At 57.8% G+C, this 18,569-nt stretch carries 17 protein-coding genes and 1 other annotated feature; of the genes, 5 read left to right on the plus strand and 12 right to left on the minus strand.

The window, feature by feature from the left end; all coding sequences use genetic code 11:
* Positions 1–13: 13 nt before the first annotated feature.
* Positions 14–913 (minus strand): LysR family transcriptional regulator, encoded by a 900-nt coding sequence (locus METAL_RS15470; protein ID WP_005373770.1) that lies wholly within the window; start codon positions 911–913, stop codon positions 14–16.
* Between the two features lie 108 nt (positions 914–1,021).
* On the opposite strand from METAL_RS15470, the gene metE reads away from it, so the two are divergent.
* The 3 genes from metE to METAL_RS15485 all read left to right on the plus strand — a co-directional run bounded on the left by metE (position 1,022) and on the right by METAL_RS15485 (position 6,053).
* Positions 1,022–3,316, plus strand: coding sequence for a 5-methyltetrahydropteroyltriglutamate--homocysteine S-methyltransferase (metE, locus tag METAL_RS15475; RefSeq protein ID WP_005373772.1), 2,295 nt, complete (start codon positions 1,022–1,024; stop codon positions 3,314–3,316).
* The gene (locus METAL_RS15480; protein WP_245549397.1) at positions 3,208–4,164 is read left to right on the plus strand and encodes a methylenetetrahydrofolate reductase; all 957 of its coding nucleotides are present in this window, start codon (positions 3,208–3,210) and stop codon (positions 4,162–4,164) included. Before metE ends, METAL_RS15480 begins: the two co-directional genes overlap by 109 nt.
* A gap of 359 nt (positions 4,165–4,523) precedes the next feature.
* Positions 4,524–6,053, plus strand: a complete 1,530-nt coding sequence (locus METAL_RS15485) for a DUF6513 domain-containing protein (protein ID WP_005373775.1) — start codon at positions 4,524–4,526, stop codon at positions 6,051–6,053.
* Between the two features lie 191 nt (positions 6,054–6,244).
* Here the strand turns inward: METAL_RS15485 and METAL_RS15490 are convergent, their stop codons facing one another.
* The 11 genes from METAL_RS15490 to METAL_RS15525 all read right to left on the minus strand — a co-directional run bounded on the left by METAL_RS15490 (position 6,245) and on the right by METAL_RS15525 (position 16,832).
* The gene (locus METAL_RS15490; RefSeq protein ID WP_005373777.1) at positions 6,245–9,427 is read right to left on the minus strand and encodes a type I restriction endonuclease subunit R; all 3,183 of its coding nucleotides are present in this window, start codon (positions 9,425–9,427) and stop codon (positions 6,245–6,247) included.
* A complete protein-coding gene (locus METAL_RS15495; RefSeq protein ID WP_005373779.1) occupies positions 9,427–10,455 on the minus strand; it encodes a Fic family protein in 1,029 nt (342 codons plus the stop codon). The genes METAL_RS15490 and METAL_RS15495 overlap by 1 nt, the downstream gene beginning before the upstream one ends.
* Entirely contained in the window at positions 10,455–10,865 is a 411-nt protein-coding gene (locus METAL_RS15500; protein ID WP_213069402.1) for a transposase, read from the minus strand. Before METAL_RS15500 ends, METAL_RS15495 begins: the two co-directional genes overlap by 1 nt.
* Entirely contained in the window at positions 10,850–11,074 is a 225-nt protein-coding gene (locus METAL_RS21140; RefSeq protein ID WP_213069403.1) for a hypothetical protein, read from the minus strand. The genes METAL_RS15500 and METAL_RS21140 overlap by 16 nt, the downstream gene beginning before the upstream one ends.
* On the minus strand, positions 11,061–12,464 hold the full coding sequence (locus METAL_RS15505) for a restriction endonuclease subunit S (protein ID WP_005373781.1): 1,404 nt from the start codon (positions 12,462–12,464) through the stop codon (positions 11,061–11,063). The genes METAL_RS21140 and METAL_RS15505 overlap by 14 nt, the downstream gene beginning before the upstream one ends.
* Before the next feature lie 27 nt (positions 12,465–12,491).
* On the minus strand, positions 12,492–12,812 hold the full coding sequence (locus tag METAL_RS15510; RefSeq protein ID WP_005373783.1) for a hypothetical protein: 321 nt from the start codon (positions 12,810–12,812) through the stop codon (positions 12,492–12,494).
* Entirely contained in the window at positions 12,809–13,885 is a 1,077-nt protein-coding gene (locus METAL_RS15515; protein ID WP_005373785.1) for a virulence RhuM family protein, read from the minus strand. Before METAL_RS15515 ends, METAL_RS15510 begins: the two co-directional genes overlap by 4 nt.
* A gap of 78 nt (positions 13,886–13,963) precedes the next feature.
* Positions 13,964–15,454: a class I SAM-dependent DNA methyltransferase gene (locus METAL_RS15520; protein WP_005373787.1), complete on the minus strand. Its 1,491-nt coding sequence runs from the start codon at positions 15,452–15,454 to the stop codon at positions 13,964–13,966.
* Between the two features lie 11 nt (positions 15,455–15,465).
* Positions 15,466–15,597 (minus strand): hypothetical protein, encoded by a 132-nt coding sequence (locus METAL_RS21865; RefSeq protein WP_005373788.1) that lies wholly within the window; start codon positions 15,595–15,597, stop codon positions 15,466–15,468.
* Positions 15,598–15,899: 302 nt separating this feature from the next.
* Positions 15,900–16,061 carry an HVO_A0114 family putative DNA-binding protein gene (locus tag METAL_RS20120; RefSeq protein ID WP_213069404.1) on the minus strand — a complete coding sequence of 54 codons (162 nt, stop codon included), beginning with the start codon at positions 16,059–16,061 and terminating at the stop codon, positions 15,900–15,902.
* A 69-nt stretch (positions 16,062–16,130) separates the two neighbouring features.
* Positions 16,131–16,832 carry an epoxyqueuosine reductase QueH gene (locus METAL_RS15525; protein WP_051040502.1) on the minus strand — a complete coding sequence of 234 codons (702 nt, stop codon included), beginning with the start codon at positions 16,830–16,832 and terminating at the stop codon, positions 16,131–16,133.
* Positions 16,833–16,869: 37 nt separating this feature from the next.
* On the opposite strand from METAL_RS15525, the gene METAL_RS21145 reads away from it, so the two are divergent.
* Entirely contained in the window at positions 16,870–16,980 is a 111-nt protein-coding gene (locus tag METAL_RS21145) for a hypothetical protein (RefSeq protein ID WP_425357674.1), read from the plus strand.
* Positions 16,981–17,068: 88 nt separating this feature from the next.
* Positions 17,069–18,297, plus strand: a protein-coding gene (locus tag METAL_RS15535; protein WP_169740946.1) for an IS3 family transposase whose coding sequence is annotated in 2 segments (ribosomal slippage) — positions 17,069–17,360 and positions 17,360–18,297 — 1,230 coding nt in all. Because the reading frame shifts where the segments join, the coding sequence is not laid out codon by codon here.
* Positions 17,353–17,469: a sequence feature (AL1L pseudoknot), on the plus strand. It overlaps the preceding gene by 117 nt.
* Positions 18,298–18,569 lie beyond the last annotated feature (272 nt).

Consider the following 18,569-nt stretch of genomic DNA (forward strand, 5'->3'; position numbering starts at 1 on the left):
GATGGATTCATATTTAACGATGTGCTTCGACTTCCACTGCCGTTGCGGCATGTTCCACCAACCAGCGTAAATATTCCAAGCCGGCATCTTCGTGCCGGCAGGCCAAATACATGGTTTTGCCGATGGGCAGACCCGCGAAACGCAGGCCGGTCAGTCCGAGCTTGGCGTGTTTGTCGGCCAACAGCCATTCCGGCAGCAAACAGACGCCGCGGCCGGCGGCGGCCAGTTGCAGCATGATGTCGGTTTCTTCAACCGGGATGTGGGCGGCGGGCTCGATGCCGGCGGGTTGCAGCACCTTGCGGAACATGTCCAGGCGGTCGCGTGCCACCGGATAGGTCAACACCGTTTCGCCGCGCAAATCGGCCGGGGTAATTTCAGTGCGGCCGGCCAGCGGATGGCTGTCGGCGACGATCAAGACCAGTTCGAAATCGAACAGCGGCTGATAGCTGAGCAGGCCGTTATCGACCGGGTCGGAGGTCAGCACCGCGTCCAGTTTGTATTGGCGGATGGCTTCGAACGACTCGAAGCGGTAGCGCGAGGTCACTTCGACGGTCAACTCCGGCCAAGCTCTCAGATAGGGTTGCAGAATATTGCGAAACCACTCGTAGCAGGCGTGGCACTCGATGCCTATGGTCAGTTTGCCGGTTTTGCCTGCAGCCAGTTGCGCCAGATGATTTTCCGCCGAATCGACGGTGGCAATCACCGATTCGGCAACCTCCGACAAGTAGCGCCCCGCCTGGCTCAATATCAGCGAACGTCCCTGTTTGTACCATAACGTCACGCCCAGACGCTGCTCCAGGTTTTTAATCTGATGCGACAGCGCCGACTGGGTCAGGTGCAGGGTATCCGCCGCCGCGCTTAGCGTGCCATGGCGTTTTAACGCCAGCAGAATGCGCAAATGAATCAGTTCCATATCGTTGAATAAATCTCATAATTAAGTGAAGAATTATCAATTATCTTCATTACATGTCTTGTTTACAATGGCTTTCGTATGAAAAAATTCAACAAAAGGTATTTATCTATGACAAAAATTCACAATTTAGGCTTTCCGCGCATCGGCGCAATGCGCGAGCTGAAGTTCGCTCTGGAAGCGTATTGGAAAGGCCAATCTTCACGCGACGAACTGAAAGCGCTCGGCAAACAATTGCGCGGGCAGCACTGGCAAATGCAATCCGGGCTGGATCTGGCGCCGGTCGGCGACTTCGCGTTTTACGACCAGGTGCTGGACATGAGCTTCACTCTGGGGAATCTGCCCGAACGCGTGCAGGATTTCCATGGCGACGTGCTGGACAACTACTTCCGGGTAGCCCGCGGCCGTTCGGCGCAGTCCGCGAACGAATCTTCCGAGTGCTGCGGCGGGGTAGCCGCCGGCGAAATGACCAAGTGGTTCGATACCAATTACCATTACATCGTACCCGAGTTCACTGCCGCCACCGAATTCAAGCTGGATGCCTCTCGCCTGCTGGAGCAACTGGCTGAAGCCAAGGCGCAAGGCATTAACGCCAAGCCGGTCATTATCGGCCCGGTGACTTATTTGTGGCTGGGCAAGGCCAAGGATGCTTCCGACAAGTTCGTGCTGCTGCCCAAACTGCTGCCGGTTTATGCGGAACTGCTGGAGACATTGGCCGCAGAAGGCGTCGAATGGGTGCAAATCGACGAACCGATACTCGTCACCGAACTGGATGCGGCCTGGCAAGACGCGTTCAATACCGCTTATCGACACTTGCAGGCCAGCCGCGTCAAGCTGTTGCTAGCCACCTATTTCGGCCAACTGGCAGAAAACCGGCAACTCGCCGCCAAGCTGCCGGTCGCCGGCCTGCACGTCGATACCATCAACGGCCTTAGCGACGTGGAGCCGCTGATCGACCCGTTACCTGCGGACAAGGTGCTGTCTTTGGGAGTGATCAACGGCCGCAATATCTGGAAAACCGACCTCAACGCCGTGCTGGATTGGATCGAACCGCTGGCTCAGCGTCTGGGCGAGCGGCTGTGGCTCGCGCCGTCGTGTTCGTTGCTGCACGTACCGGTCGACCTGGACAGTGAACAGAAGCTCGACGCTGAAATCAAATCCTGGCTCGCCTTCGCCAAGCAGAAACTCGATGAACTGCAAGTATTGGGTGCTGCACTGAACCAAGGGCGCGATGCGGTCAAGGCCGAACTGGACGCCAACCGCACGGCTATCGAAGCGCGCCGCAATTCACCGCGCGTAAACAATCCTAAGGTCAAGGCCGCGCTGGCAGGAATCACTCCGCAACTGGCGCAACGCAACAGCCCCTATGCCCAACGCGCGGTCAAGCAGGCCGCGCTGCTGAAATTGCCCAAGTTTCCGACCACGACCATCGGTTCTTTTCCGCAGACCGCAGAAATTCGCCAGGCACGCAGCAACTTCAAGTCCGGAAAACTGGATGAAGCCGGCTATAAAGCCGCCATGCAGGCCGAGATTGCCCGCTGCGTGCGCGAACAAGAGACGCTGGGCCTGGATGTGTTCGTGCATGGCGAAGCCGAGCGCAACGACATGGTGGAATATTTCGGCGAGCAGCTCGACGGCTACGCGTTCAGCCAGTTCGGCTGGGTGCAGTCCTACGGTTCGCGCTGCGTCAAGCCGCCCATTCTGTTCGGCGACATCAGCCGTCCGCAAGCGATGACCGTCGAATGGATCAAATACGCCCAGTCGCTGACCGACAAACCGATGAAAGCCATGTTGACCGGGCCCGTGACCATCCTGAACTGGTCGTTCGTCCGCGACGACCAGCCGCGTTCGGTATCCTGCAAGCAACTGGCGCTGGCTATCCGCGAGGAAGTGCTGGATTTGGAGCAGGCCGGTATCGGCGTAATTCAAATCGACGAGGCAGCCTTGCGCGAAGGCTTGCCGCTGCGTAAATCGCAATGGCAGGACTATCTGGACTGGGCGATGGAATCGTTCCGCATCACCGCCAACGGCGTCTCGGACGAGACTCAGATCCACACCCACATGTGCTATTCCGAGTTCAACGACATCATCGCCTCGATCGCCGACATGGACGCCGACGTCATCACCATCGAGACCTCGCGTTCCGACATGGAATTGCTGGATGCCTTCGACAACTTCAAGTACCCGAACGAGATCGGCCCCGGCGTGTACGACATCCATTCGCCCAACATCCCGGCCGAGCAGCACATCGTCGCTTTGATGCAAAAAGCCGCCGGGCGCATCCCGGCCGAGCGTCTGTGGGTCAACCCGGACTGCGGCCTGAAAACCCGCCAGTGGAGCGAGGTCATCCCGGCACTAACCAACATGGTCGCCGCCGCCAGGACCCTGCGCGCCAAGGCAGACTGATCGGCCTCGTTTTTGCAACGACAGCCTCGGCAACATGCCGGGACTTTTTCAGAAAGCTTACCCAAAATGAAAAGGTAAAAACCCTAAAACAAACGCCATTCCTGATGAACATTTCGTTTGAAATCGTACCGAGAACGCTGGAAGCCTTTGAAAAGCAATATGACTTTGTTCAAAGCCTGGACAAAGCCATCAATATCATTAACGTGCCTGACATTCAGCATTTCGATATTCGCAGCTGGGAACTTGCGACACGTATCGACCCTTGCAAATATCGCTTTATCCCGCATTTTCGAGCCATCGATTTTAAGATTGAAAGCGGAGAACTGTATCGCATCATCGAGCAATACGAACTCGACAACGTGTTGCTGGTCACCGGCGATCCGCCTGAAGGATTGAAACGGCACTATAGCAATACTAACGTGATAGACCTGATTCGGGCGGTGCGCCGGCATTTCCCGAAACTGAATATCTATGCCGGATTCGACCCTCATAGACAAGGCTTGCAAAACGAATGCAACTATATTCAACGCAAGGCCGATGCCGGCGTTAACGGCTTTTTTTCGCAGCCTTTTTACGATGTTCGCCTGATCGAGATATTTGCCGAACACATGGACGGATTGGAAACCTATATCGGCATCAGTCCGGTCATTACCGAGGCATCGCAGAATTATTGGGAAGTGAAGAATCACGTTAAATTCCCGAAAAATTTCAGCCCCGAATACGATTGGAACATCGAGTTTGCCAATAATGTCATAGCCTCGGCGGCTGAAAAGGGTTTGAATGTATATTTCATGCCCATCAAGGCGGATTTAAATAAATATTTTCAGCGTATCAACCTATTCAAATAGTTTATGTTTAGGATTTGGCAAAAAATAACTTCCCCTTATGCTTCCCACGCAGAGCGCTCATCGTTATACACGAGTTTTCGGAACGCAGCGGGCGGCCCAGCGTAGATCGGGCACGCTTTTTGTGCCCGACAATAATCGGGCGTCAATCGCAAGACGATCTTGGATCAGCGCCCTCTTCGTGCAAGGTTTCCGCACCGATATCGGGCAACAGTGAAGCGGTTGCCCGACCTACGCGGGGTTTGCGGTCAAGCATGCGTAGGACTCCGAACGCCTTTAGACTTGCGTATAACGATGAGCGCAGAGCGTGGGAACGATGAAGGCAAATTTCGGGAAGTTAATTTTGACCAGATCCTTAATAGATGGCCGAGCATATTCTGTTTCTTACCGGTAAGCTGGCTGAAAAGCAGTTGCGCCGGACTCTTTCAGAAATGTCTCCGGATTTTGAATACACCGTTCATGTGCTGGGCGTTACGGTGGCGGCCTTGATGACCGCCGACATGATTCAACGCCGTTTGACCGATACCTTTGGCGCCGACCGGATTCTGGTTCCCGGTCGCTGCCGCGGCGATTTGGAAGCGTTGTCCCAGCATCTTGGAATACCCGTTGAACGAGGACCGGAAGAGTTGAACGATCTGCCCGAATTTTTTGGCAAAGCCCGGCAGCGCCCGGATTTAAGCCGCTATGAACTGCGCATTTTCGGCGAGGTCGTCGAAGCGCCCCATATCGATGTCGCCGCCATCATTCGCCGCGCCGAGGCTTACCGGCGAGACGGCGCGGACGTGATCGACCTGGGCTGTTTGCCGGCGACGCCGTTTCCGCATTTGGCCGACGCGATCAAGGCGTTGAAGAGCGAGGGTTTCTTGGTCAGCGTCGATTCGCTCGATCCTGAAAACCTGCTGCTGGCGGGACGCGCCGGCGCCGATTTTCTGTTGAGCCTGAATGAAGAGACTTTGTGGATCGCGGATGAGGTGGCCTCGACGCCGGTGTTGATTTCCACTCCGCACGCCGATATGGATTCTCTTGACCGCGTCATTGCCAAAATGCAGGACAAGGGTAGGCCATTCATCGTCGATCCGATACTCGATCCGATCCACTTTGGCTTTACCGACTCGATTGTCCGCTACCACGAGGTGCGGCGGCTGCATCCCGACGTGGAAATCATGATGGGCGTGGGCAATCTCACGGAATTGACTCATATCGATACCGCCGGGATGAACGGCATGCTGCTGGGCATTTGCTCGGAGCTGCACGTACGCCATATTTTGGCGACGCAAGTCAGCAAGCATGCCTGCAAGGCCATCAAGGAAGCCGATCTTATCCGCCGCATCATGCTGGCCGCACGGGAAAGCAACCGCCTGCCGAAACATATCGACGACGGTTTGATGGCGCTGCACGAGCGGGCGCCGTTTCCGCTGTCGTTCGCGGAAATACAAGAATTACAGACCGCCATCCGCGATCCGAGCTTCCGCATCATGATTTCCACCGAAGGCGTGCATATCTTCAATCGCAACGGACTGTGGACGGACAGCGATCCCTTCGCGCTGTTTCCGCATTTGGGCGTCGAAAACGATGGCGGGCACGCGTTTTATCTCGGCGTCGAATTGGCGCGGGCTCAAATCGCTCAGAAATTGGGCAAGCGCTATACCCAGGACCAACCGCTGGACTGGGGAATCCACGTTCAGTTTCCCGAGGCCACGGCGGGCGATCTCAATGAATACGCCGCGGCGGGCAGCACGCTGAAGGCGTCGCGCGAAGCATCGCCCTGTCCTGTACCTTCCAAAGATGACAAGGCCTCGCGCTCGTCGCCTTGTCCAGTGCCTGCCAAAGATGACAAAACTTCACGCTCATCGCCCTGTCCTGTGCCGTCAAAGAAAGACGAAACTGAATGACCCGGAGACTTTATTAATGCCTCTGGCGTCTTGCCGGATCGCGCGACGGCATGAGGATGTCGCGCCCCCTCAAGAAGCCCTCTGGCCGGATGCCTCGTCCGCGTCAGGGGAGGAAACCGGAACCTTCTCCATGCGCAGCAAGGTGTCGGCATCGGATTGTGCGAGAGCGTCGTCGGCCATGAGCGGAACCTCTAAATCCATCCGGCCGAGAGCGCCTCGGCCTGTTGCAACACGGTCTGTACCGCCGCGTCCTGCAAGTCGGGCGGGTAGCCGTACTTGCGCAGGATGCGCTTGACCAGCACGCGCAGCCGGGCGCGGGCGGATTCACGGTGCGCCCAGTCTACCGAGATGTTGCTTTTCAGGTTGACCAGCAGTTCGTGGGCGATGACTTTGAGCTTATCGTCGCCCATCGCCTGAACCGCCGATTCGTTCTCGGCCAGCGCGTCGTAGAAGGCGATTTCCTCGTCGCTCAGGCCCTGCTCCTCGCCGCGTTGCCGGGCGGCGCGGATATCCTTCGCCAATTGGATTAGTTCCTGCAACACCTCGGCGGTGGTGATGGCATTGGCGTGGTAGCGCGCCACGGCATCTTCCAGCCGTTCCGAAAACGCCCGCGTCTCGACGATATTGGCCTTGCTGCGCGAGCGGATGCCGTCGTTGATGAGCTTGCGCAACGCTTCCAGCGCCAGATTCTTCTTGCCCATCTGCCGCACTTCGGCGAGGAATTCGTCGGACAGGATGGAAATGTCCGGCGACTGGATACCCGCCGCCTTCAGGATGTCCACGATTTCGGTCGAGACCACCGCGCGGCTGACGATCTGCTGGATGGCGAAATCACGTTCCTGCGAGGTGATGCCAGAGCCGGTGGCCGACTTGACCAGCGCGGCGCGGATGGCCTGGAAGAAACCCACTTCCTCGCGGATGCCGCGCGCTTCGTCCGAGGCCGATGTCAGCGCATACGCCTTGGACAAGGCCAGCACCGCATCCTGATAGCGGCGCTGGGCGTTCTTCTTGCCTTCGTCAGTGGTTTCCGCAGCCGCCCATTGCTGCTGTTTGTCGAGTATCCATTCGATGGCTCCGGCCATCATCGCTAACCGCTGCCGCGGCGTGCCGTTCAAGGCCGTGACGTAGTCGAAACCGTGGTACATGTCGCGCACCACTTCGTATTTCTCCAGCAACACGGTAATGGCCTGTGCCTCATCGACGCCCGTGGTTTCCTGATCGCGCGCCGAATACTGCGCCAGCGCCGATTTCAGGCTTTGCGCGATGCCGATGTAATCCACGATCAGGCCCGCCGGCTTGTCGCGGAACACGCGGTTCACGCGGGCGATGGCCTGCATCAGGCCGTGGCCCTGCATCGGCTTGTCCACGTACATCGTGTGCATGCACGGCGCATCGAAGCCGGTCAGCCACATGTCGCGCACGATCACCAGCTTCAGCGGATCTTTCGCGTCACGGGCGCGTTTGGCGAGCAGCTCGCGCCGGACCTTGTTGCCGATGTGCTGCTGCCATTCGGGCGGATCGCTGGCCGCGCCGGTCATCACGATTTTGACCGCTCCGGCAGTGTCGTCGGCGCTGTGCCAGTCCGGGCGCAGCTTGACGATGGCGTCGTACAACGCCACGCAGATACGGCAGCTCATGCACACGGCCATTGCCTTGCCGTCCAGCGCGGCCAGCCTGTCCTCGAAATGCGCCACCAAATCCTTTGCCACCAGTGCGAGGCGTTTTTCGCTGCCGACCAGTTTCTCGACCGTCGCCCATTTCGCCTTCAGCTTTTCCTGTTCGGTGACGGCCTCGTCCTCGGTCAATGCCTCCACCTCGGCGTCGAGCTTGGGCTTTTCATCCTCGTCCAGTTCGATGCGCGCCAACCGCGATTCGTAATAGATCGGCACCGTCGCGCCGTCTTCCACCGCGCGGCTGATGTCGTACACGTCGATGTAGTGGCCGAACACCGCCGGGGTGTTCACGTCCGCCGCCTCGATGGGGGTGCCGGTAAAGCCGATGAACGAGGCGTTGGGCAGCGCATCGCGCAGGTATTTGGCGAAGCCGTAGGACACTTCGCCGGTCTTGGCGTCCACCTTCGCCCGGAAGCCGTATTGCGAACGGTGCGCTTCGTCGGCGATGACGACCACGTTGCGGCGCATGGTCAAAGGCCTGTCCACCTCGCCGAATTTCTGCAAGGTGGTGAAAATCACGCCGCCCGATGCCCTCGCCAACAGTTGCTGCAAATGCTCGCGGCCTTCGGCCTGTACCGGCGTCTGGCGGATCAGGTCGCGGCACATCGAGAAGGTGGCGAACAACTGGTCGTCCAGATCGTTGCGATCGGTCAGCACGACCAGCGTCGGATTCTCCATCGCCAGGTGCTTCACCAGCCGCCCGGCGTAGAAAGCCATCAGCAGACTCTTGCCGGAACCCTGCGTGTGCCAGATCACGCCGGCTCTGCGGTCGCCCGGTTTCTGATCGCGCACGGAAGGCAAACCATAATTTGCCGGGTCTTCGGCCATGTCCTGTATTTGCGCCGCCGCGCGCACCGTGGATTCCACCGCCAGGTTCACCGCATGGAACTGGTGATAACCGGCAATGATTTTTACCAAACCGGAGTCGCGCTCGCCAAACACCGTGAACCAGCGCAACAAATCCAGAAAACGTTGATGCTCAAACACGCCTTCAATCAACGTCGCCAATTCCGGCGTGCCTTTAGCCGCAATGTCCTTGCCATCCGTGGTGCGCCACGGCATGAAGCGTTCCAGATCGGCGGACAGCGACCCCACGCGCGCGGCGATGCCGTCGGACGTGACCAGCAGCGCATTGGTGTGGAACAGCGCCGGAATCTGCCGCTTGTAGGTCTGCAACTGGTTGAACGCGCCCGCCAGATGCGCGCCCGCGCTGCCCGGCGCTTTCAGTTCGATCACCGCCAGCGGCAGGCCGTTGACGAACAGCACCACGTCCGGCCTGCGGTTGATCTGCCCGTTGATAACCACGAACTGGTTGACCGCCAGCCAGTCGTTGCATTCTGGCCGCTCGAAATCCAACAGCGCAACTTTGCCCGCCGTCAGCACGCCATCCTTGCCGAGATATTCCACATCCACGCCTTCAACCAGCAGCGTGTGGAGGCGGCGGTTTTCTTCCAGCAGGGCGGGGAAGATGGATTGGGTCAATTTGCGCAACGCATCGGCGCGCGCGTCCGGCGGCATGTTCGGGTTGAGCCGCGACACGGCGTCTTCCAGCCACTTGTGCAGCACCGCGACATCGTGGCTGTCGCGTTCCGGCGCGCTGCCGTCGGGGCCGACGACCTCGTCAGACGCAACGGCGTAGCCCAGCCCGCGCAGTTGTTCCAGCAGGGCTTGTTCGACTTCGGCTTCGGACAGAAAGGCCATCAGCGCCTTCCTTTGGCTTTGTCGTCATCCAGCACCATCCAACGCCCGCCTTTTTTCGGGCCGTGGTAACACAGCTTACCTTCGGTTTGCAGCTTGGCGGCGGCGCGCTCCACGGCGCGCGGCGAACGTCCGATGGCTTGCGCGATGTCGGCCAGCGTCAATTCCGGCTGTTGCCGAAGCAGGGCCAGAATCCGTTGTGGCGTCTTGGCGGACTTTTCTACCGGCGTTTCTACCGGCGTTTCTACCGGCGTCTTTTCTGCATTTTCGATCTGAATGGCATCCCGCAAACCCGTCTCGATGGCATCCAGCAAAAACTCGATAAAACCGGAGCAATCGGCTTTCGCATCCGCCATGCCCAGTTGGTCGTAGTACTCCTGCTGGCGGCGCTTGATGACCGTTTCTACCGGCAGATAAGCCAGCATCGGCTGCCAGCGACTCAGGATCAGGGTTTGCCACAAGCGCCCCATGCGCCCGTTGCCGTCGCTGAAAGGGTGGATGAACTCGAATTCGTAATGGAACGCGGTCGAGGCGATCAGCGGATGCGCGTCCGTCGTCTCCAGCCAGTGCAGCAAATCGTGCATCAAGTCCGGTACGCGACGGGCGGGCGGAGCCATGTGCACCAGTTTGTCGCCCGCCATCACGCCAACGCTGCCGCGCCGCCAACGTCCGGCATCATCGACCAGTGCCGCCATCATCAACGCATGGGCGGCCAACACATCCTCGGCGCGATGCGGCAGCCACCGTTCCATCGCCTCGTAAGCCGCGAAGGCATTGCGTACTTCCTGGATTTCGCGCGGCGAACCCAGCACGATTCGGCCGTCCAGCACCGCCGTGACCTGTTCCAGCGTCAGCGTGTTCTGCTCGATCGCCAGCGAAGCATGCAGGCTGCGGATACGGTTGCCACGACGCAGTTGCGGCACCAGTGTATTCCGATTAATCGCGTTCCATTCGCCCAGTAATTCGGAGATACGCGACATCTGCGCGGTCATGCGGTGGGTCAACTGGAAAGGCGGCTGGTAGGCGGGCATCAGCGCGGTTCCTTGCGGTTGCCGTCACTCTGTAGGGGCGAATGATTATCCTGTAGGGGCGAATGATTATTCGCCCCTACAGCCGGATTGTCATGATCGTTCATCCATCGCGCCGGATTGTCGAGAATATATTGCCGGATGAGATTCAGGGATTCATCGTCGCGGATGACGTGTTCGTAATAATTCCGCTGCCAGACGGAACCATCGAAATGGTTTTCCCGCATCCATTTGGTCACGCCGATTTTGAAACCGCGAACCACCGAGCCAATGGTTTTTGACGTCCCCCGCGGATGTTGTGGTGAACGTGACGGTGGGAGGGGCGAATGTAGGGGCGAATGATTATTCGCCCCTACCCCAGCGATCCACAAAATCCCGTGAACGTGATTCGGCATGATCACAAATTCGTCCAATTCCACCAACGGAAAATGATCGGGAATGGCGCGCCAACACTGTCGCGCCATTCCCGATCATTCAACCGCATTTCCGTACCTGCGATTTCACCAAACAGGCAGGCGCGTCCACCGGTGCAGATGGTAATGAAATACGCCCCAGCCTGCGAATAGTCATATCCTTTTAGGCGGATTGACCGGCGGCGGTTTTTTGAATTACCGTTCGTCACGTCGTACCTTCATATTCGATATGTTAGGCCGGGATTTCAGGATCGAATGATTATTCGTTTCCACGTCATTCCCGATATTCGCCCGTGTGCTCGACGCACCCGGTAGGGGCGAATAATTATTCGCCCCTACACCCACCCGCAGCTTGCCGGAGATCAGCCTCGGCAGTAGGGTGTCGCGCAGGGCGGCGAGGGTTCGCGCTTGCAATGCGTTGTTGATTTTCTGCTCGAACAGTGGCGTGATGACGGCATCTGCCTTCGCCATTTCATCCGGTGGCGGCACGGCAACTTTGGCGGCACTGAGGTGGCCGCGCTGGATATGCCCCATCGTGGTGGCCTTGCCTGCGGCGATGGCGCGAAAGTCCGCAAGATGCTGGCGTGTAGCGAAGTAGTAGAACCACTTGGGCACTTCGCGCGAGGTAATCTTGAATAGGTGCTGGTTCAACGCGCCGCGCCCGCCCGTCCCCACCTCGACCTCCAACGAACCCGACCACGAGAACAGCACATCGCCATCCTCGACGATGTATTCGGACTTGATGCGCGCGCTGGCCCTGTCCGCTCCGTCGGTGTTGCCCGCACGAAGCTGGGCGATTTTGATGACGGGCAGGAACTCGGTCTCGCTTTCGGGCGGAAATTTTTGCAGCGCCAGACCGTTGAGGTAGTCCGCAATCGCATCGAGAGAAGCCACCCGCCACCCCTTCGGAATCAAGCCCAGTTCCGATTCCTGCATGTCCTCTTGCGGCACGCCGTGTAGGGGCGAATGATGTAGGGGCGAATAATTATTCGCCCCTACGGGTTGCGCGAAATCCACGAACCACGACTTGAACAACGCGCTAGAGATGGCTTGCAGCGTGGCGTTGGTTCGGCGCAGGTTGTCGATGCGGTCGTCGAGCGTTTTCACTATGCCGAGAATTTCTCTCTGTACTTCTAGCGGCGGCAGCTTCACTTCAAGTGCCTGCATACGCTTGGTATCGAGCTTGCCAGCGCCTATGCCTGTGAACTCAACGATGGATTCAAGAAGGAACTCTTGATTTGCGAGAAGCCAGTAGAGCAAAAACCACGGGTCGAGCTTCGTCTCATCTGCAACCAGTGCTTTGACATCCTGATTGAACGCAACATCGCGAGTTGCAATGCCAACAGGTAGCCGATTGTGAAGTGCACCGCCGCGAACCAACAGCAATACGGAATCTTTCTTCGCCCAGCGCGAGCCGCTTTTAAGACCTTGCAGCGTGATTTTCAAGTCCGAGTCGTCAATGCGAATGTCGTGCATTGAGTTGGCGCTTATCCACGGAATGTCGCCATTCCAAAATTCGGGCGTGGCTTTGTTGGGCGTGCCGCCCGAAAGCCATTTCGTCACTTCACCGAGCGTGACGGAAGTCCACTCAGATGCCATAACCCAGTCCCCCCATCTTCTCACGGTTCATTTCCTCACCTCCGCGTCTTCATCCCACAGGTCACGGTAGGCGTTCACATAGCGCGCCACCGCCGCCGGATTCTGGGCAAAGTAATAGCGGCACAGATCTTTGAACAATTTCAGTCCCTGCGATACGCAAGCACAGTCCAATAGATGGTCAAGTACCCTTTCAATTTCATGGGCGTCGAGGGAACCTGAGCGGATGATGTGCTTAACCATCGGCTCAATTTCACGGGCCATCTGAACGTGGAGCTTGTTAATTTGAACCGCAGCCTCCTTTATGCCCATCAAGAACGAGGCACTGGAATCAGGCCGGTGAGTGTTCATGGCTTCTTCCCCTTCGGCTTTACCGCCTTGGCAGGCTTGGCAATCGCCTGTGTCTGCCGCTCCAGCGCCAGAAAGCGGTCGAAGTCGCTCTCGAACAGCCGGTCCTGCACGATGCGGTATTTCTCGAACTCGGTTTCGGCGTGCAGCTTGGCGATTTCCGCCGTCACTTTGCCGGCGTCCTTCAATAGCCCATAGTCGAACAGTTCGATGAAGCTGTTGAGCCGCGTTTCCCAATCCTCCATCGTCAGCGGGATGTGGCGCTTGGCCATGCTCTCGGCGAAATCCAGGTAGGCCGAAACCATGCGTTCCAGTTGCTCCAGCTCGAACGCCGAAAGGTAGTTCTTGGCAACCGAAACATCGTATTTCTGGATCTTGCCGTGGGGCGCATCTTTCCAGGTGGTCAAGCCCATGAACTGCTTGTAGGCATCGGCGCGCGCCACGATGACCTCGGCTGCCGTGTGGCCGTGGATGGCGTAGTGCATTTTGTTCCGCACGCTGGCGAAGAAGCGTTTGGTGGTGGCGGCGTTGCGGTCGTAGTCCAGCGCGGCGGAATAGATGTCGGTGATCTTCTGATAGAACTTACGCTCGGACATCCGTATTTCACGGACGCGCTCCAGTTGCTCCTCGAAGTATTGCGTGGTCAGCACGCTGCCGGACTTCAACCGTTCGGCATCCATCACGTAGGCTTTGATGGCGAACTCCGACACCACGTCGGTAGCCCATTTGCGGAACTGCACGGCACGCTCGCTGTTGACCTTGTAACCCACGGCGATGATGGCCTTGAGGTTGTAGTGCTTGGTGTCGTAGGTCTTGCCGTCCGCCGCAGTTATTCGAAAATTTCGAATAACTGCCGACTCCTCCAGTTCGCTGTCGGAGAAGATTTTCTTCAAGTGGTAGTTGATGGTGTGTGTTTCCACGTTGTAGAGCGTACCCATCATCTTCTGGGTCAGCCATACGTTTTCGTCGGCATAGACCGCCTCGACCCCGCCTTCGCCGCTCGCAGCCACGAAAGTCAGGTATTCAGCAGCCGAACTGCGGGTGAGGCTGACTTCCGTTTTTTTCTTAGAGGCCATAACCCAGTCCTTTCAGCTTGTCGCGGATGACGGCATCCAGTTCCGCGCCGCGCGCCATTTGTTCGGCCAGTTGCGCGGTCAGACGCCGCATCTTGTCATCGAAGGCTTCGTCGTCCTCGTCGCCTCGGCGCCGACATAGCAGCCCGGCGTGAGGACATGGCCGTGCTTGCGGATTTCGTCCAGTGTGGCGGATTTGCAAAAACCGGGAATATCCAAATATTCGCCCGCGTCGGCTTCGCCGCGCCATGCGTGGTAGGTAGCGGCGATGCGGGCGATTTCATCGTCCGTCAGTTCGCGGCGCGTCCTGTCCACCAGCACGCCCATTTTGCGCGCGTCGATGAACAGCACTTCGCCACGCCGGTCGCGCAGCCTGGTTTTCTTGACCAGACCGTTGCTGCGGTCTTTGGCCAGTATCCACAAGCAGGCCGGAATCTGCGTAGAATAGAACAACTGGCCGGGCAACGCGACCATGCAATCCACCGAGCCCGCCTCGATCATCGCCTTGCGGATGTCGCCTTCGCCGCTTTGCTGCGAACTCATGGAACCGTTGGCGAGCACCACGCCCGCAAAGCCGTGCGGCGCGAGGTGGTGGAAGATGTGCTGCAACCATGCGTAGTTGGCGTTGCCCACTGGCGGCGCGCCGTATTGCCAGCGCACGTCCTCGCGCAATCTGTCGCCGCCCCAGTCGCTGATGTTGAAAGGCGGGTTGGCGAGGATGAAGTCGGCTTTCAGGTCGCGCAGCTCGTCCTTGTGGAAGCTGCCTTCGTTGTTCCACTTGATGTCCGAATCGATGCCGCGCACCGCGAGGTTCATCTTCGCCAGCCGCCAGGTGGTGTAGTTGCTTTCCTGTCCGTAGATGGCGATGTCACCAATACGCCCGCCGTGTTCGGCGACGAACTTTTCGCTCTGCACGAACATGCCGCCGCTGCCGCAGCAGGGGTCATAGACGCGTCCTTGATACGGCTCCAGCAAAGCGACCAGCGTGCGCACCACGGAGCGCGGCGTGTAGAACTCGCCGCCGCGCTTGCCTTCCGCGCCGGCGAACTGGCCGAGGAAGTATTCGTAGACGCGGCCGAGCACATCGTGAGATTTTGCCGTTGGTAGGGGCGAATGATTATTCGCCCCTACGGGTTGCAAATCGATGCCGGAAATCAAATCGATCAACTCGCCCAGCATCACCTTGTTGAGTGCGGGGCGGGCGTAGTCCTTGGGCAGCACGCTCTTGAGGGATTCGTTGTCTTTCTCGATGGCGCGCATGGCGTCGTCGATCAGCGTGCCGATGCTCGACTGCTTGGCGTTGGCTTGCAGGTGCGACCAACGGGCTTCCTTCGGTACCCAGAAGATGTTGTCGGCAAGGTATTCGTCCTTGTCTTCGGCGGCAGCGGCATCCTCGGCCAGCAACTCGGCGTGGCGGGCCTCGAAAGCATCGGAGATGTATTTCAAGAAGATCAGGCCCAGCGCGACGTGCTTGTAGTCGCTGGGCTCCATGTTGCCGCGCAGCTTGTCGGCGGCCTTGAACAGTTCCGCCTCGAAGCCGAGGTTGCCGCCGTTGTTGTCGTTCTGTGCCATCGTGTCCTGTCCTATGTGCATGCCGGGTCGTTCGGCACGATCAGAAATTCCGTCACCAGCGCCACCGGCTCCAAGCCGTGTCCGTCGCGTTTGAGCTTGACTAAAGACTCGGTCGAAATTAACCTCCGGAGTTTCGCCCTCATCGTTCCCACGCTCATCGTTACACACAAGTCCTGTAAAGCTCAAGCAGTGGAGTTCAAAGCTTGCTTTGAACGTGATAGAGGAGCGAACCAAAGCGAGCTTTGGACTCCCGCCGGCTTCCACATAAAGATTCCGTCAACAATGATTTCCCGCTGTAGGGTACGCTGTGCGTACCTTCTCAAAGCTCAAAAGGTACGCACAGCGTACCCTACAATAAGGTTGTATTTGATGGAATATTGAATGGGCGGATACGATATGTATAACGACGAGCGCTCTGCGTGGGAACGATAAGTGTAAGTTATTTTTAACCAAATCCCAAGCCGTAGCCCCCCATCATCCGCAGCGAGCGCGACAAGTTGAGTATCTGCCGCCCGGTCAACTCGGCCAGCGCCGTCAGCGACTTGGGCCGCCGGTCACGAATCAGGCTCAGCCGGGCCTGGTTGTCCTCGGACAGCACCGCCGTCATTGTTGCCAGTCACGCCCGGCCAGACAGTCATCGACGAGGTCGACGAAAGGATAGCTCATGTTCTTCTCGTCACATCATATCGTCTGCATCGGGGCCGGCCACGGGCGCGGCTTCTTCCTTACCGTAGTACAGCACGCCCAACCGGATGCGTTCGCGCCCCATCGCCAAACGATGGTCATTGGTGTCGCGCAACGAATAGACGCATCCGCAATACTCCTGCTGGTAGAAGTTTTCCCGTTTGCTGATTTCGATCATGCGCGCCGAACCGCCGCCCTTGCGCCAGTTATAGTCCCAGTACAGCAGGTCTGGGTAGTGCGCGGCGGCGCGGTGGCCGCAGCCGTTGATCTGCCGCATGTCCTTCCAGCGCGAAATGCCCAGCGAACTGGTGATGACCGGGAAACCGTGCTCGTGCGCGTATAAGGCAGTCCGCTCGAAACGCATGTCGAAGCACATGGTGCAGCGGACGCCGCGTTCGGGTTCGTGTTCCATGCCTTTGGCGTGCGCGAACCAGTTGTCGCGGTCGTAATCGGCATCGACGAAGGGCACGCCGAACTGCTCCGCGAAGCGGATGTTCTCGTGCTTGCGCAGCTCGTATTCCTTGCGTGGGTGGATGTTGGGGTTGTAGAAGAAGATGGTGAAATCGATACCGGAAGCCACCATCGCCTCCATGACCTCCCCGCTGCAGGGCGCGCAGCAGGAATGCAGCAGCACCTTATCGTGGCCGTTGGGCAAGGGCAGCGGATTGCGCTTGAAATCGGGTTTTTGATCCATGTTTTTCATCGTGTGTGGACGTGGGTGCGTGGTTATTATGAGCCAGTTACCTGTTAAGGGTTGGTATGAAATTGTAGGTAATCATACGCTGGGGGACGCCATACTGGAACGCCTCGTTCACAATGTCTACCGCAGCGCTCAATGGTGAATCCATGCACAATACGCGCTCAAAGGTAACTGCATAACTGAACCGCCCCGGGATTATCGGAGGCTCCAACTTATGAGAAGATGGAGCTATGAAAACGAAAACAACAAATCATTATTCACCGGAGATTCGGGAACGAGCCATTCGCATGGTGAGCGAGCATCAGAGTGAATACGCTTCGGAATGGGCGGCTATTCAGTCGATTGCCGCCAAGATGGGTTGCACAGCTGAAACGCTACGCCGCTGGATCAGGCAATCGCAAAAAACCAACGATGAGGCGAAAGGTTCGATCAGCAGCGAATCGGAACGGATCAAAGCGCTGGAGCGGGAAGTTCGCGAATTACGCCAAGCCAACGAGATTCTGCGCAAGGCGTCGGCTTATTTTGCACAGGCGGAGCTCGACCGCCCGTTCAAACGATGAACGCCTTTATCGATGAACATCGCGAGGCTTATGGGGTCGAGCCAATCTGCAAAGTATTGCCGATTGCCCCATCGACGTATTATCTGCACGCAGCACGCGCCGCTAATCCTGAATTGCGCTCAACCCGGGCCAAGCAGGACGAGGCTCTAAGCCAGCAGATTCGCCGAGTTTGGGATGAAAGTTTCCAAGCCTACGGCGCCCGCAAAGTCTGGTGGCAATTGCAGCGCGAAGGCTTGGCTGTGGCTCGTTGTACGGTGGAACGCCTGATGCAGCAAATGGGACTGAAAGGGATCGTACGCGGCAAAACGGTGAAGACTACGATCAGCGATGCCGACGCGGCTTGCCCTTTGGATCGCGTCAACCGGCAGTTCAGTGCCGAGCGTCCGAATGCGTTATGGGTGGCCGATTTCACCTATGTCAGAACTTGGCAAGGCTTTGTTTATGTGGCCTTCGTGATCGATGTCTTCTCCCGCTATATCGTTGGCTGGAAGGTCTCTGCCTCAGCGCACACCGACTTTGTACTGGATGCGCTGGAGCAGGCGTTACATGACCGGCAACCCGTGCGTGACGGCGGCCTGATTCACCATAGCGATCGCGGCGTGCAGTACGTGTCGATTCGCTATACCGAACGTCTGTCAGAAGCTGGCGTTGAGGCATCCGTGGGTAGCGTCGGCGACTCTTATGACAATGCTCTGGCTGAAACCATCAATGGCTTGTATAAGGCCGAGCTGATTCATAAACAATCCTGGAAGAATCGCGAAGCCGTCGAACTCGCCACTTTGACCTGGGTTGACTGGTTTAATCATCGACGCTTGCTAGGGCCAATTGGTAATATCCCTCCGGCAGAAGCCGAAGCAAGATATTATCAACAACTTTCCGAGTCGGCTATCGCGGCATGACTCACAACAATCAGCCTCCGACAAACCCGGGGCGGTTCATAACGATCATCGTATCATTTTGTCTGAAGCTTTCTACTGCAGTTCGCGCCTTGATAAGAACCACAACTATGAACGCGGACCAGTGCCGGTTTTGATAATACAAATCGAGAAAGTCGATGACGTAACCGTAGGCGCGTCTCATAGACACAAACTATAGCGAATTGAAAAAGCCTGAGACTCGATCAGGAGTCAAATGCGCATATATATATTTTTATGCGCATATATACAATTTT

The sequence above is a fragment of the Methylomicrobium album BG8 genome (genome assembly GCF_000214275.2).
In the GTDB taxonomy this organism is placed as follows: Bacteria; Pseudomonadota; Gammaproteobacteria; order Methylococcales; family Methylomonadaceae; genus Methylomicrobium; species Methylomicrobium agile.